This is a genomic window from Fusobacterium ulcerans (assembly GCF_003019675.1).
GTDB lineage: Bacteria > Fusobacteriota > Fusobacteriia > Fusobacteriales > Fusobacteriaceae > Fusobacterium_A > Fusobacterium_A ulcerans.
In genome coordinates, this window is sequence record NZ_CP028105.1 from 3150412 (window position 1) to 3165682 (window position 15271).

The 15271-nt window shown below is 31.8% G+C and carries 14 protein-coding genes; 1 reads left to right on the plus strand and 13 read right to left on the minus strand.

Translation table 11 applies throughout. The annotated features are described in order from the left end of the window. Window positions 1-210: 210 nt before the first annotated feature. The 4 genes from C4N20_RS14505 to C4N20_RS14520 all read right to left on the minus strand — a co-directional run bounded on the left by C4N20_RS14505 (window position 211) and on the right by C4N20_RS14520 (window position 3420). Window positions 211-1422, minus strand: coding sequence for a diaminopimelate decarboxylase family protein (locus C4N20_RS14505; RefSeq protein WP_005977325.1), 1212 nt, complete (start codon window positions 1420-1422; stop codon window positions 211-213). Between the two features lie 26 nt (window positions 1423-1448). Then, window positions 1449-1799 carry an antibiotic biosynthesis monooxygenase family protein gene (locus C4N20_RS14510; protein ID WP_005977323.1) on the minus strand — a complete coding sequence of 117 codons (351 nt, stop codon included), beginning with the start codon at window positions 1797-1799 and terminating at the stop codon, window positions 1449-1451. A 109-nt stretch (window positions 1800-1908) separates the two neighbouring features. After that, window positions 1909-2211: an MGMT family protein gene (locus C4N20_RS14515; RefSeq protein WP_005977321.1), complete on the minus strand. Its 303-nt coding sequence runs from the start codon at window positions 2209-2211 to the stop codon at window positions 1909-1911. Window positions 2212-2466: 255 nt separating this feature from the next. After that, window positions 2467-3420: a helix-turn-helix domain-containing protein gene (locus C4N20_RS14520; RefSeq protein WP_005977319.1), complete on the minus strand. Its 954-nt coding sequence runs from the start codon at window positions 3418-3420 to the stop codon at window positions 2467-2469. Window positions 3421-3574: 154 nt separating this feature from the next. Between C4N20_RS14520 and C4N20_RS14525 the strand changes: the two genes are divergently transcribed. Then, window positions 3575-3937, plus strand: coding sequence for a YbaN family protein (locus tag C4N20_RS14525; RefSeq protein ID WP_005977317.1), 363 nt, complete (start codon window positions 3575-3577; stop codon window positions 3935-3937). Between the two features lie 118 nt (window positions 3938-4055). On the opposite strand, the gene C4N20_RS14530 is transcribed toward C4N20_RS14525, so the two are convergent. From C4N20_RS14530 to C4N20_RS14570, 9 genes are all read right to left on the minus strand, one after another. Beyond that, complete coding sequence (locus tag C4N20_RS14530; RefSeq protein ID WP_005977315.1) at window positions 4056-4946, minus strand: ABC transporter substrate-binding protein; 891 nt, start codon at window positions 4944-4946, stop codon at window positions 4056-4058. Continuing rightward, window positions 4943-5734, minus strand: coding sequence for an ABC transporter ATP-binding protein (locus tag C4N20_RS14535; RefSeq protein WP_005977313.1), 792 nt, complete (start codon window positions 5732-5734; stop codon window positions 4943-4945). Before C4N20_RS14535 ends, C4N20_RS14530 begins: the two co-directional genes overlap by 4 nt. After that, the gene (locus tag C4N20_RS14540; RefSeq protein ID WP_005977311.1) at window positions 5734-6705 is read right to left on the minus strand and encodes a FecCD family ABC transporter permease; all 972 of its coding nucleotides are present in this window, start codon (window positions 6703-6705) and stop codon (window positions 5734-5736) included. The genes C4N20_RS14535 and C4N20_RS14540 overlap by 1 nt, the downstream gene beginning before the upstream one ends. Window positions 6706-6731: 26 nt before the next feature. Then, window positions 6732-8762, minus strand: coding sequence for a TonB-dependent receptor (locus C4N20_RS14545; protein WP_005977309.1), 2031 nt, complete (start codon window positions 8760-8762; stop codon window positions 6732-6734). Window positions 8763-8798: 36 nt separating this feature from the next. Further along, a complete protein-coding gene (locus C4N20_RS14550; RefSeq protein ID WP_005977307.1) occupies window positions 8799-10067 on the minus strand; it encodes a coproporphyrinogen-III oxidase family protein in 1269 nt (422 codons plus the stop codon). 409 nt (window positions 10068-10476) lie between these two features. After that, window positions 10477-11373: an ABC transporter substrate-binding protein gene (locus C4N20_RS14555; RefSeq protein WP_005977305.1), complete on the minus strand. Its 897-nt coding sequence runs from the start codon at window positions 11371-11373 to the stop codon at window positions 10477-10479. After that, window positions 11370-12161, minus strand: a complete 792-nt coding sequence (locus tag C4N20_RS14560; protein WP_005977303.1) for an ABC transporter ATP-binding protein — start codon at window positions 12159-12161, stop codon at window positions 11370-11372. The genes C4N20_RS14555 and C4N20_RS14560 overlap by 4 nt, the downstream gene beginning before the upstream one ends. Then, window positions 12161-13132 (minus strand): FecCD family ABC transporter permease, encoded by a 972-nt coding sequence (locus C4N20_RS14565; RefSeq protein WP_005977301.1) that lies wholly within the window; start codon window positions 13130-13132, stop codon window positions 12161-12163. The genes C4N20_RS14560 and C4N20_RS14565 overlap by 1 nt, the downstream gene beginning before the upstream one ends. 22 nt (window positions 13133-13154) lie before the next feature. Continuing rightward, window positions 13155-15248, minus strand: a complete 2094-nt coding sequence (locus C4N20_RS14570) for a TonB-dependent receptor family protein (RefSeq protein ID WP_005977299.1) — start codon at window positions 15246-15248, stop codon at window positions 13155-13157. Window positions 15249-15271: the final 23 nt, after the last annotated feature.

The window sequence follows — 15271 nt, forward strand, 5'->3', positions numbered from 1 at the left end:
CCTTTGCAAGTTTCATAAATAAATTTAAATTTTATAATATAAAAAGGACTAGGTCGCAGCTCCTAGTCCCACAGTGTGACAGCTTATATAATAATAGTGATCTTACCTAATAGGTTTTATGTACTATCAGGAAAATAATATTCCATTTTCAAGTTCAAGAGCATATTTTGCAATAAGTTTTATATTATATCAATTCTATATAATCACTATTTATAATAATTCATCCTCATAAATTTTATCTTTATATAAATAATATTGTTTTGGAATTTTATGACTTGAAAACAAAAGTGGAGATAACGAATATGCATAACTTCCTGCATTAGTAATCTCAATAATATCTCCTATTTGTGCGTGATTTACTTCTGCATTTTCACGAATAACATCTAAGGCTGTACAAAGATTCCCTACAATATTAACCTTTTCTTTTTCAACTGACTCATTTAATACCTGAACACTAAACTCATCCTGACAAGTATATAGAGGTTCATAACCTGTAAGAATTTCTCCAGCAGCTTTATAAATCAGATTCGCTATAGCTGGACGCATAAATCCATTCATTGCATTTTCTACAATTAAATATTTCTGCCCCAAAGATTCTTTTATATCTACAATTGGTGTATAATATTTTCCTGCATTACAAGTAATAAAACGCCCTGTTTCAATTAAAAGCTTTGCATTCAATACAGCATGATTTTCTTCTGCAATTTCAGAAATCATCTTGTTGAGTTTTTCTAAATCTACAGACTTATCTTGTGTTTCTCTATATAAAGCACCTATTCCACTTCCAAAATTAATAAATTCAATATTAACATTCTTCATAGAATGAATTTTTTTAGCAAGCTCAAAGCAGTTCTTATAATATTTTCCTAATATTTGAAAATCCAGTATTTGTGATTGAATATGGATATGAATACCAGTAATTTTAATGTTTGAATATTCTGCTAAAGTATCTTCTACCTTTAAAAGCTGTTCTATATCAATTCCAAATTTGCTGGAAGTTCCACATTCATTCTTCATTGAAAAATTAGAATTCACACTAATTCCTATCTTTACAATTTCCTTGTGCTTGGCTGCTATCGCATTGATATGTCTAATCTCTGATATACTGTCAGCAATAATTGTACATTTTCCATAGCATATTTCAATGGCTTCTTCTGTTTTTCCCGGAGCAGAGTAAAATATCTTCTCTGGTGCTATTCCATTTTTTAGTGAAAGAAACACTTCCCCAGCAGAAGCTGCATCTGCACCAAACCCTTCTTTTGAAATATTTTGAATTATATGTGAAAAAGGATTTGTTTTAATGGAATATAAAAATTCAAAACCAGAAAGTTCCCTTTTTAGTTTTTGACATTGGCTTGCAATCTGCTCTCCATTATAAATATAACATGGAGCATGACCCTTTAAAAAAGCTAGTAAATCCATCTTTCCCTCCCTAAAACTGCTGACTGTTAATTAAAGTATTCATTTGAATCCACAGGTGCTTCATCTCGTTCTTTGTCCGAATATTCCCTGATTACTGAGCAAACTGTAATCTTATATGATTCAAATAAATTATCTCTGCCTTCCTTCTGGCTCATACGATGCTCCATCACATTACGCCAACGCTCTACAGCTGTTTCATCTGTCCATACATTCATAGATAAGAGCTTCCCTTCTTCATTCAGACTGGCAAATCGTTCTGCTCTAATGAATCCTTCAAATCCTGACAGCATGGGTTTCAACATTGCTGCCAAATCTAAATATTTCTGCATACCTTCTTTAGTAGGTTTCACTTCAAATAAAACAATCACATCTGCCATCTATATATTCCTCCATTTTAAGTTACTGAGATTAAGGTAATATCAACTTTTGTTTTTTTATTTAAACTACTGAGATAATCATAACTATATTATAGTTTAATATCTCTGTTTATTCTGAATAATCCCACTGATATTTTTTCAAGTCTACATGAGTTTTATTTTTTAAAACAACACCCTCTTCCTCTAACAACAGCCTCTGTGCTCCCCAGCCGGGAACAAGTCGTCCAGCAGAATTAACTACTCTATGGCAAGGATACTCTCCATAATATTCTGCCATACTGAGAACTTTTCCCACAAGTCTTGAATTTTTATCTCTGCCGATTAACTTTGCAATCTGCCCATAAGTAGCAACACGACCTTCTGGGATCTCATCTACCACAGAAAGTATCTCATATATTAAATCTTCCTCCATAATATATCTCACCCCTCATTAATACTGCTCTTTACCAATACACCATAGATTATATTTTTTATGGATAAATTTCCAATGAAAAACCCCTTTATCAAATCTATCCAAAATGTTATCCATTCTCTTATAATACTACTATTATATCATAATTTCTATTTGAGGTCTTGTCATATTCGGACATGATATTTAATTTTTTATTAGACAAAATATATGATGAATTTTAATAGATAACTTCAGAATTTCAGTTAAATGCTATAGTTATTTTTTTCTATATTCAGAGGGAGAGCAGCCTATCACTTTCTTAAAAACAGATGCAAATTTACTTGGATTGTCATATCCCATCTTTCCTGATATTTCAGCTATTGTCATATCCGTTTCTTTCAGCATAGATGCAGCCTTATATATACGATACTCTCTTCTCCATACAGAGATAGATTTTCCATATATTCCCTTAAAGCATTTCTTCAAAGTAGTCAGTCCTATTTCATGCTCTTGTGCCAATTCCTGAAGTGTTACATTTTTCTCTAAATCATCTATTAAATGTTCTTTGATATGCTTTGCTTTTTCTACTTGATTTTTAGGAAAATAAGGAGATAGGAGATTGGATTTTTCTATTGGAACTATACTGAAAAACAGCAGAAGCTCTAATACTTTTATTTTAAAATATCCCTTTTGGATTCTCTCATCCACATTATACAGCTCATGAAATATATGTTCTATCTCATCTGTTGCCCTGACTATAAAATAATCTTTATTTGAAAACAGCCTTTTCTTCATTTTGTCAAAGTCTATTTCTATCCCTTCCATTATTCCCCTAAGAAATTCTTTTGCTGTTTCTATATCAATTAATACTTCTACCCCCTCATAATATCCTAGAGGGAAGCCAGAAGTTTCTCTTTGAATTTGACAGCTGTTTACCTCTAAATCTCCTTCGCCAAGATATATATATGAATCATTTTCGACTTTACATTCAAATCTTCCCTTTCTGCAATGATTTATCTCTATAATATCTCTGGAAATATTTTCAGGTTCAAAGGAGTGAAATGTATTGAAATTATTGTAAATAATATCTATTCCGGGGAATACATGATGGCATATTATCTCTCCATCTCCATCTAGGCATTTTACTTTATATATGACCTTGTCTTTTGTTTTTTTTATTACCTTTAAATTATCTCTATATAGATTATTCTTTTCAATTACAGATTCCAAAGCTTTTCACCTCCAGCTGAATTTATTATTTTATATTTATACTTATATCATATTAATTTAGAATATCAAAATATTTCGAAATAAAATTTTATATATTGACATAAATCTGATTTAATATTATTATTTATGTAGATATTAAAAAAAGGAGTTAGTCATGGTTAAGAAAAGATTATTATTTGTTTTAGGTTTTGTTTCATTGATATTGGGAATAGTAGGGATCATACTTCCATTACTGCCAACTACCCCATTTTTACTGCTTAGTGCTTACTGTTTCAGCCGTTCTTCTGAAAAATTTCACAATTATATTTTGAACAACAAAGTTTTTGGACAATATATCAGGGATTACAATGAAAAAAAAGGAATAACATTAAAAAATAAAATAACTGCCATTTCCTTTTTGGTTTTAAGTATAGGATTTTCAATGTATAAAGTAGATCACTTTCATGTGAGAATAATGCTTGCTGTTGTGTTTATGGGTGTTAGTTTTCATATTTTAAAACTTAAAACATTAAGATAAAAAAAGGATAACCTAAAATTTATCTCAACTTTTGTGTTTCCAGTAATTAAGCAGTTAGAATTTTAACTGCTATAATTACTGAGATGCAACAGTGGAATTGTTGGAATCCTTTTCTTCTTTATTTTTTAACTTTTAAAAGTTCTTCATAAAATTCTTCCACTAATTCAAAAATTCTAGGGGATCCTCTCAATATCTTATTAGAATCTACAATAAAGATATTATCTTTCTGTCCTGCTTTTATCTCTTTTATCGCTGGATTGCTGTTCTTAATATCATCAGTTGATTTTATGCTCATAGCTCCTGCTAAGAAATCTGGATTCTCCTTCAAAAGAAATTCCTGTGATATTATAGGTCTCTCTCCTGTCAGCTCATTAGTTATATTTTCAACTCCAAGAAGTTCAAGAACTTCTCCTGGAAGAGTCTTGCTGTTGAATCCCATCATTGGTGATACTGAATATAGGACAGTTCCTTTTAAGCCAAGAGGTTTATCTTTAACTCTCTCTTTCAGCTCTTCTACTTTAGCCACACTTTCATTATATAGCTTTTCACTTTCAGATTTTTTTCCAACAATCTCTCCATAAGCCTTTATATTGTCCAGTATCTCTTCTATACTGCTGGCTTCAGTGATAAGATATGGTATTTTTAAACTTTTCAGAGTCTCTCCAGTCTTTGTTGACATTCCATTTAATATTACCAGATCAGGTGTATAAGATAGAATTTTTTCAAGACTTGGTTTTGCTATATTTCCTACACTTTCCAAATCTTTTGTTTTTTCCTCTGGGTATATCTTGCTCATTGCAGTTTTTCCAATGGCTGCTATCTTATCTTCTTCTCCCAGTAAATATATAGTTTCCACTACTGCTGGATCTAATACGATCAATTTATTGTATTCTTTGATTTCAATACTATTTCCATGATTGTCTTTTATATGATTTCCATCTATTTTTAAAGCAAGCATTTCCTGACTTGATATAAGCATCAATGCTGCTATTATTACCTTTTTTATCATTTTTTCCCTCCTTTTGATTTTGGGATTATATAAGGAATATCATCCTCTGTATAAAAAATACTGCATTCTAGTTCATAGATTTCCTTCAAATTAGCAGCTGTAAATGTCTCTTTAGGAGTTCCTTTACAGTAGACTTTTCCATTTTTCATCATGACTATTTCATCACAGAACATTGCTGCAAGGTTAAGATCATGGAGTACTGCTACTGCTGTTATCCCTTTTTCAGCTATTATTTTCTTTACTTTATCCATAAGATCTATAGCATGGTTTAAGTCAAGAGCAGAAGTAGGCTCGTCCAGAAGTATTATATCTGTTTCCTGTGTCAATGCCCTTGCTAAAAGCACTCTTTGAAATTCTCCTCCTGAAAGAGTAACTGCCTTTCTTTTTATAAAACTTTCAAGTTCTAGATGAGAGATACATCTATGAGCTGCTTCTTTATCTTTCTGAGTATATCCATCCCAACTATTCTGCAAATGAGGAAGCCTTCCCATAAGTACAAAGTCCTCTACATCCATAGAAGACATCAGCTGTGATTTCTGTGGAACTAGAGAAATACATTTTGCTTTTTCTTTTTGTGTATAGTCTTTGCTGTCTTTATCTAATATTTTTATCTTTCCTGAATCATTTTTCAAATATCCCAGAATATTTTTCAGCAATGTAGATTTACCACAGCCATTAGGTCCAAGTATTCCAGTAAGTTTTTTTGATTTGATATCTAAATCTATCTTTTTTAGTATCTGTTTATTTCCATAAGAAAAATCTAATTTTTCTACTTTTATTACATCCATTAAAACTCTCTCCTTTTATTTCTTAGAGCTAAATACAGAAAGAATGGTGCACCAAAAAATGCAGTTATTACTCCTATTGGAACTTCTACCGGAGCTAATACTATTCTTCCAAAAGTATCACAGATAAGGAGAAAGAAACCTCCTGCCAGTATAGTACTTGGAAGCATTTTAGTATTTGACGGCCCTACCAGCATTCTTATAGTATGCGGTATTATAAGTCCTACAAATCCTATCATTCCTGAAAAAGCAACTGAAAAAGCAACTATCAATGCAGATACCGTCAAAATCTTCACCTTTAGCCGATTTACATCTACTCCCAGCGAATGTGCCTCTTCATCTCCTGACAGAAGAGCATCCAGCTGATTTCTTTTAGAAAAAAAATAGCCCACTGAAAATATCAATGGTATCAATATGAAAATAACTCTTTTCCATGTTGCGTTTCCTAAATATCCCATCATCCACATTGTTATTTTGAAAGAATCTTCACCTATGAGATACATAGCAAAAGAAGTAAATGCCCCTAAGAATGATGAAACTGCTATTCCAACTATAAGGAGAGTTGCTACATTCACTTTATTTCCTTTTTTAGCCATTTTAAAAATCAACAGTGTACTTGTAAGGCAGGTAACAAATGCAATGACACCGTACATAAAATCCGGCATCCCAAATACAAAAGCTATTACTGCTCCAAAAGTTGCACTTGCTGCTATCCCTATAATATATGGATCAGCCAATGGATTTTGAAATACTGTCTGAACTACAGCTCCGCTTGAAGAAAGCATCATCCCTATCAGAACTGCCATAACAATTCTTGGAAGTCTCAAATTAAATATTATTATTCTCATGTATTCTGGGGCTTTCTCTGGACTAAATATATATTCCAGAGGAACAGGAACACTTCCTAAAGGTATAGAAAGTATTCCTACTATAAAAATTCCTATTGTCAGCACTATAGGTAAAACTTTTTCCATTTTTATTTCCTCTCGTATCTTTTATTTTATAAGCTGTATCTGAATCCTACATAATAATTTCTTTCAGATGCAGGGTCATATGTAAATACTCCTGTAGATTCTGTATAATCTACATCTTCATAATATTTTTTATCAAATAAATTGTTTACTCCAGCATGCAGGCTCAAACCAAAATCAAAGTTATAATTTGCTCTGATATTTGTTACTACATGAGAATTCTTTTTTCCACCTAGATTTTTATTGTTCAAATAAACATCATCTATATATACAACTTCTCCACCTACATTGAACTTGTTAGTGAAAGCGTAGTTTGCTCCTATATTAAATTTATTTCTTGGAACATTTGCCACTCTGTTTCCAGATACATCTACACCTCTTACCTCTCCATCTTTAATCTTTGCATTTATATATGCATATGATTGAGATAAAGTAAGTTTATCTATGTATTGTTCTGCTTTCAATTCAAATCCAACTCTTTCAGTTTTTCCAAGGTTGTAGTTATCAATAGTCATACTTGCACTTCCCATTGTTCCAGAAGTTTCACTTGTTATCTCGTCTTTAGTGATTGTATAGAATACTGAAGCATTTAAACTTGTAAATCCTATGTAATCTGATACTCCAATTTCAAAGTTGTCATATTTTTCTGATTTAAGATCATTCAGATAATATCCAGCTGCATTTTTATTTGTCAATAATGCTGGAGGTGGTGATGTAAATCCTCTTTCATATCTGATGTAAGTTTTTCCTGTGTCTGAATACAGATAATTAGCTGATACTTCATATGCAAAGTTATCATCATCAGTAGTTGTGTTTATTCCCGGACTTGTTGAGCTTGTTCTTTTTACTTTGTAGTCTGCTCTCTCATATCTCACTCCCTGAGCAAATTCAAAATTTCCCCATACATAGTTATTCATTACAAATCCACTTATTGTTTCCTTGTTCAAATCATTTACAGTAAGGATATTGTTCATCATTGGAGGCATATTCATCAGACTTTTTCTCTTAGCATCATTATCAATATATTCCAATCCAAATATTACTGAACTTCCTTCACCATATCCATATCTTAATTTAGATTTTACCCCTTTTTTCTCATCTCTGAACAGAGCATCCTGTGTCATCCAAAGCTTCATAGGCCCCATAGCTCCCTGATAACTTCTGCTTTTTATTTTCATTTCTGTTTCCTGTGAAAACAATACTAAGTTCAAATCAAGATTTTCACTAAGTTTGTTATTGTATGTTAAAACATACTCATCTTTATCTGTTTTTGTTTTGCTGTGCTCTCCATCTATAAGTCCTGATTGTTTTCTGTCATCTTCCACTTGAGCTCTTGTCAGCATTTCAGGATATGTCTCGTCAGCCTTATATTTTGAATATTTAAATCCTATGTTCTGCGTATCTGATATTCTGTATCTGATATCCCCTTGGAAATAGTCAGAATCAGATTCATCATAATCTCTGTATCCTTCTCTGTCATTTTTTGTATAAGCAAGGTTTATATCAAAATTTCCAAAAGTTTCTCCTACAGCTACATTAGTCTTATTGCTTCCATAGCTGCCATGATCGAATCCTACAGAAGCTGTTCTTCCAGTTCCTCTTTTTGTGATGATATTTACCACTCCTCCAGAAGTTCCACTTCCATAAAGAACTGATCCTCCTCCAGGCAATACCTCAATTCTTTCGATATTATCTACAGCTATTGTATTGATAGGAGTAGCAGTCATTGATGTATCAAGTGAATTCATTTGTACCCCATCTACAAGTATTTGTACATTTTGTTTAGCCTTATCTCCCTGCCCTCTCAAGTCGATTATTGAGTCTTTTCCCTGTTTTACAATATTGATACTTGGGATATCATTCAATATCTGATCAACAGTTTTGTAGTTTTTCTGTTGAATTTCTTTTGAAGTCATAACTGTTGGATTACTTGCTGTTTTTCTCATTTCAGTTTCAAATCCAGTAGTAGAATAAATAACACTTTTCCCTAAGTCTACACTTTGTTCTCCATATGCTGTTACTGCCAATACTGCCCAAAGCAAAGCTGTCTTCTTACTCATTTCTAGTATCTCCTTTTTAATGTTTTATATATATTTTTATTTATTAAAAATTTTTTCCATAACATAGATAATAACATCACCTGAAAGATTATTCCCCCAGAATACACCTTCTGTTGTCAGAGTATAGTTATCATCATTTTCTTTTACTAAACCTTTTTCTTCATATTCTTCCATTTTCTCAGCAAAATATTTAAGTTCTTCCTCTTTTAAAATATTTCTTAATGATTCTTTAGATATTACTGGGAACTGCATTATTCCAGATAGTTTTGAAAATCTCTCATGGTACTCTGTCTGTTGTGAATAAAAAGACATATCTTTATTCATTCTGTAGACTCCGATTCCATGCACTGATCCCCCTGCTCCTACTCCAATAGGGAATGTATCTCCACCTGTATTTCTGACTTTGATATATTTATAGTCATCTCCACCGTTTCTTGCTATCTTTGTAAGCTCAAGAATATGATACTCATCTCCTCTCAACATTTCATCTACAAAGTGTTGATACAGAAGATAATCTCTTTTCATATCCTCTTCCATTTTTACCTTTTCAGCTTCAATATCTTTTGACAGTTTTGAGCCTTCATGCACCATCAAAGAATAGAAGCTTGCACTGCTTATTTCCAATTTTTTTACTATTTTTGCATCTTCTACTACATCTTCTATTTTCTGTTCAGGGAAATTGTATATAATATCTACACATACGTCTCCCTTGAAGAAAGCTTTTAATTTTTTAAGCCTTTCTACAGTTTCTTCTTTTCCATAAGTCCTGTTGTAGAATTTTCTTCCCTCATCAGAAAATGTCTGTATTCCCACACTAAGTCTATTTACTCCATACTTCATCATAACTTCAAGCTTTTCCTCTGTAAGATTATGCAGCGTAGTTTCAAATGTAAATTCATAATCCTCAGCTAATGTTACATTTCTTTTTATGCTTTCAAGTATTATTTCTAACTGATGCGGTTTGTACACTGTAGGTGTTCCCCCACCAAAAAAGACTACATCAAAGATTCCCTTTTTAAAATATTCAGTTTGTCCATATTTATCAAATTCATCAGCTATATACTGAGCATATGAATCTAAACTTCCATCTATCTGCTTTCTGTTAAGGTTGCAGAAAGAGCATATCTTATCGCAATATGGTGTATGTACATATATTGCTTTTCTTCTGTCATCTGGAATCTCTCTCAACATGGCTTCAAAAATATCTTTATCTGCCTTCTTTCCAGAAATATATTTGTTAATCAAACTATTGCTATCATGATGTGATTTCAACCTTTTATCAAATAGCATTAAATTTTTCGTCATTCTTTCCTCCTAAATTTCACACTTTAGAACTTCATTTCTTCCTACTGAAAGCATACTTTATTCCAATAGAAAAAAATTCGTACCTGTGGTTATATTAATATTTATTTTTTTTATTGTCAAGAACAAAAAATCATAAAAGCTAAATTAAAGAATTTAAAATATTTTGTATATAAAATTTAATTTGATTATTGTTCTCTATAAGATTAGAATTTATAAAAATGAGAAAAATTTTGATTACAAAAAATAATTTTAAAAAAAATAAAAAAAAATCATCACAACATTTTTCTCAATGTATGATGATAAACAACTATTTATATATGTAATTTTTAACTAGATTTGAACAATAAAAAAAGATGCTCTTAAAGAGAATTCTAATTTTAGAATTTCTCTTTTCACATCCTTTTTTCATTTATTTTTCTATTTTCAATAATTCAGAATAAAATTCTTCTACTGCCTCAAATATTCTTGGGGAGCCTCTTAATATTTTACTTGAATCCACAATAAAGAAGTTTCCTTTTTTTCCAGCTGTTGTTTCTTTTACTGTTGGATTACTGTTCCCTATATCTTTAGGTGATTTTATACTCATAGCTCCAGCGAGAAAATCTGGATTTTTCTGCAATAAAATCTCTTGTGATATTATAGGTCTTTCTCCTATAAGGTTATCAGCTATATTTTCTACTCCCAGCATATCCAGTATCTCTCCTGGAAGTGATTTGCTATTGAATCCCATCATTGGAGATACTGAATATAGTACTGTTCCTTTTAGATTCAAAGGATTACTTTTAGTCTTTTCCTTTAAGTCATTTAATTTCTTTTCACTTTCAAGATAAAGTTTTTCAGCTTCAGATTTTTTCCCTGTTATATCTCCATATACTTTGATATTTGATAATATTTCTGGAATGTTTCCAGCTGTATTTATAATAAAAGGTACTTTTAGAGCTTTCAGATTTTCTCCAGTAGATGCTGCCATTCCTGTAATAATAACCAGATCAGGAGTATATGAAAGTATCTTTTCTATACTTGGTTTTGTAATAGTTCCTACACTTGCCAGATCCTTTGTTTTTTCTGCTGGATAAATTTCGCTCATAGCAGTTTTTCCTATAGCTGCTATCTTCTCTTCTCCTCCCAGCATATAGAATGTTTCCACTACAGCAGGATCAAGTATCACTATTTTATTATATTCTTTCTGTTCTATACTGTTTCCATAATTATCTATTATTCTTCCATCTTTTATTTCCATAGAATATGCATTTATCCCAAGCATAAAAGTAAAAAGTCCAATGACAACTGTTCTTATTTTTTTCATCTCTTCTCCTTCTTAACTTTTGGAATTATATATGGTATCCCCTCTTCTGTACAAAATATTTCAGATTCCAAATCATATATTTTTTTTAGATTCTCTTTAGTCAGAGTTTCTTTAGGAGTTCCTTTGCAGTATACTTTCCCATCTTTCAGCATTACTATTTCATCGCAAAACATAGCTGCAAGATTAAGATCGTGAAGAACTGCAACTGCTGTTTTTCCTTTTTTCTTTATTATATCCTTTACTTTTTCCATAAGTTCCAGAGCATGATTCAAATCAAGAGCAGATGTAGGCTCGTCCAGCAATATTATATCTGTATCCTGTGTAATAGCCCTTGCTAACAGGACTCTCTGAAATTCTCCCCCAGACAATGTTACTGCTGTTCTTCTACAGAACTTTTCAAGCCCAAGCTCCTTTAGAGAATCTTCAGCTATTTCTCTGTCCTTTTTAGTATAACCGCTCCAGTTGTTTTCCAAATGAGGCAGTCTTCCCATCAAAACAAAATCTTCTACATCCATAGCTGACATTAGCTGAGATTTCTGTGGGACTAGAGAGATACATTTTGATTTTTCCTTTTGAGTGTATTTTCTACTGTTTCTATTCAAGATTTCAATGTCTCCAGAATTACTGTGGAGATATCCAAGTATATTTTTTAGAAGAGTTGTTTTTCCACACCCATTAGGACCTAATATTCCTGTAAGTTTTCTATCAGTTATACTTAAATCTATACCATTTAATATTTTTCTTTCTCCATAGGAGAAATTCAATTTTTCTATTTTTATTACTTCCATTAGAATTCTCTCCTTTTGTTTCTAAGTGCCAGATACAAGAAAAATGGTGCCCCAAAGAATGCTGTAATAACTCCTATTGGAACTTCTGTAGGAGCCAATATCAGTCTTCCAAAAGTATCACATATGAGAAGGAAAAAACCTCCAGCTAATATAGTACTTGGAAGAAGTTTTGAATTAGACGGACCTAAAAGCATTCTCATTGTATGAGGTACTATCAGTCCTACAAATCCTATCATTCCTGAAAAAGCTACTGAAAAGGCAACTACCAGAGCTGCAACTGTCAATGTTTTTACTTTTAATTTGTTAACATCTATTCCCAGTGAATGTGCTTCCTCATCTCCTGAGAGCAAAGCATCCAGTTGATTTCTCTTAGAATAAAAATAACTCACAGAGAAAACAAGAGGTACTGCCAGAAAAGCAACTCTGCTCCATGTAGCATTTCCCAAGTATCCCATCATCCACATAGTTATTTTAAAAGAATCTTCTCCTATCATATACATAGCAAAAGATGTAAATGCTCCTAGGAACGAAGATACAGCTATTCCAACTATAAGAAGAGTAGCCACATTAACTTTATTCCCTTTCTTTGCCATTTTGAATATGAGAAGTGTACTTGCCAGACAAGTAAAAAATGCAATAACTCCATACATGTAGTCAGGCATATCAAAAACAAAAGCTATAACAGCACCAAATGTAGCACTAGCTGCTATTCCTATGATATATGGATCAGCTAATGGATTTTGAAATACTGTCTGTACTACTACTCCACTGGAAGAAAGCATCATCCCTACGAGAATTGACATCATTATTCTAGGCAGTCTTAAATTAAAGATTATAATTTTTATATATTCAGGAGCTTTCTCTGGATTAAATATATATTCCAGAGGAATTGGAACACTCCCTAAAGGTATAGAGAGTATTCCTACTGCTAAAGTTCCTATTATTAACAATAACGGTAAAACTTTTTCCATTTTTATTCCTCACAATTTTATTTTATAGGCTATATCTGAAACCTACATAGTAGTTTCTTTCTGCTGCTGGGTCATATGTATATCCTGTACTTGCACTATAATCTACATCTTCATAATATTTTTCATTAAATAAGTTGTTGATTCCAGCATATAAACTCAAACCAAAGTTAAAGTTGTAGTTTGCTCTGACATTAGCTACAGTATGAGAGTTAGTTTTTCCTCCCAAGTTTTGGTTATTTAAGTATACATCATCTACATATACTACTTCTGCACCTAAATTGAAGTTATCAGTAAATCTGTAGTTAGCTCCAATATTGAATTTATTTCTTGGTACATTAGCTATTCTGTTACCTGATAAATCTGCTGCCCCTGTCTTATTTCCATTACTATCATACACACCTTTTTCTCCATCTTTAATTTTTGCATTAATATATGCATAAGATTGAGATAAAGTTAATTTTCCAAGATATTGTTCAGCTTTTAATTCAAATCCAAGTCTTTCTGTTTTTCCTAAGTTGTAGTTATTTATCCATGCTGGCGGCATACCAGAAGCCATTTCATTTGTTATTTCATCTTTAGTTATTGTATAAAATACAGAAGCATTAAAGCTTGTAAATCCTATATAATCTGATACTCCAATTTCAAAGTTATCATATTTTTCAGATTTTAAATCATTCAAGTAATATTCCGCAACACCAGCTTGTGTAACCTTATTTGTCAATAAAGCTGGTGGTGGAGAAGTAAATCCTCTTTCATATCTGATATATGTTTTCCCTGTATCTGAATAAAGATAGTTAGCAGACAATTCATAAGCAAAATTATCTTCATCACTTGTTACTGAAACTCCTTCATTTTTTCCACTACTTCTTATTGTTTTTCTACCAACATCATAGTTAGCTCTTTCATATCTAATCCCTTGAGCAAATTCAAAATTTCCCCATACATAATTATTCATTACATATCCACTAATAGTTTCTTTTTCTAAATCATTAGTTGTTTCACTTAAAGAAGTCTTCCCACTCATAAGAGTTGTTGTTCCACTATATCTTGTTGCTTTATTATTTATATAATCCATTCCAAAAATAAGATTACTTCCCTCTCCATATGAATATCTTAATTTAGGCTTAACTCCCCATTTTTTATCTTCAAATTTCCCATCTTGCCATACAGATACATCCATCATTGCACTTTCTGCAAATGAAGACATTTTGGTATCCATAGTTGTTTTTTGATAAAATCCAGTTAAATTAAAATCTAAATTTTCGGAAAATTTATTATTATAAGTTAAAGTATATTCGTCTTTATCTGTATCTGTTGTCCCTATTTCTTTTCCTAATTTTCCTGAATACATCCCAGTTTGTTTTCTATCTTCATTTACTTGTTCCTTAGTCAGCATAGATGGATAAGTTTCATCTGCTTCATATCTTGAATATTTAAATCCAATATCTTGTGTATCAGATATTCTGTATCTGATATCTCCTTGGAAATAATCAGAATCAGATTTATCATAATCTCTATATCCTTTTGCATTATTTTTAGTATATGCAAGATTTACATCAAAGTTTCCAAAGCTTTCTCCTACAGCTACATTAGTTTTATTACTTCCATATTGTCCATGGTCAAATCCTACTGTTGCTTTTCTTCCAGTTCCTTTTTTAGTAATGATGTTTACTATTCCCCCAGAAGTTCCGCTTCCATAAAGAACTGAACCTCCTCCCGGAAGTACTTCTATTCTTTCAATACTATCAGGTGATATTGTATTGATAGGAGTAGCTGTCATTGATGTATCCAGAGAGTTCATTTGTACTCCATCTACAAGTATCTGTACATTCTGCTTTGCTTTATCCCCTTGTCCTCTCAAATCAATTATTGAATCTTTCCCTTGTTTTACAATGTTAACACTAGGAATATCAGCTAATATTTCATCTACTGTCTTGTAATTTTTCTCTTCAATTTCTTTAGCTGTAACTATACTTGGGTTGCTTGCTGTTTTTCTCATTTCTGTTTCAAATCCAGTTGTTGAATAAACAACACTTTTCCCTAAGTCTACCTCCTGTTGTCCATATGCTGCAACTGCTAGAGCCGCCCAGATTAAACCTATTGATTTCTTGCTCATTTTGTTCTCCTTTCAAGTCTGTT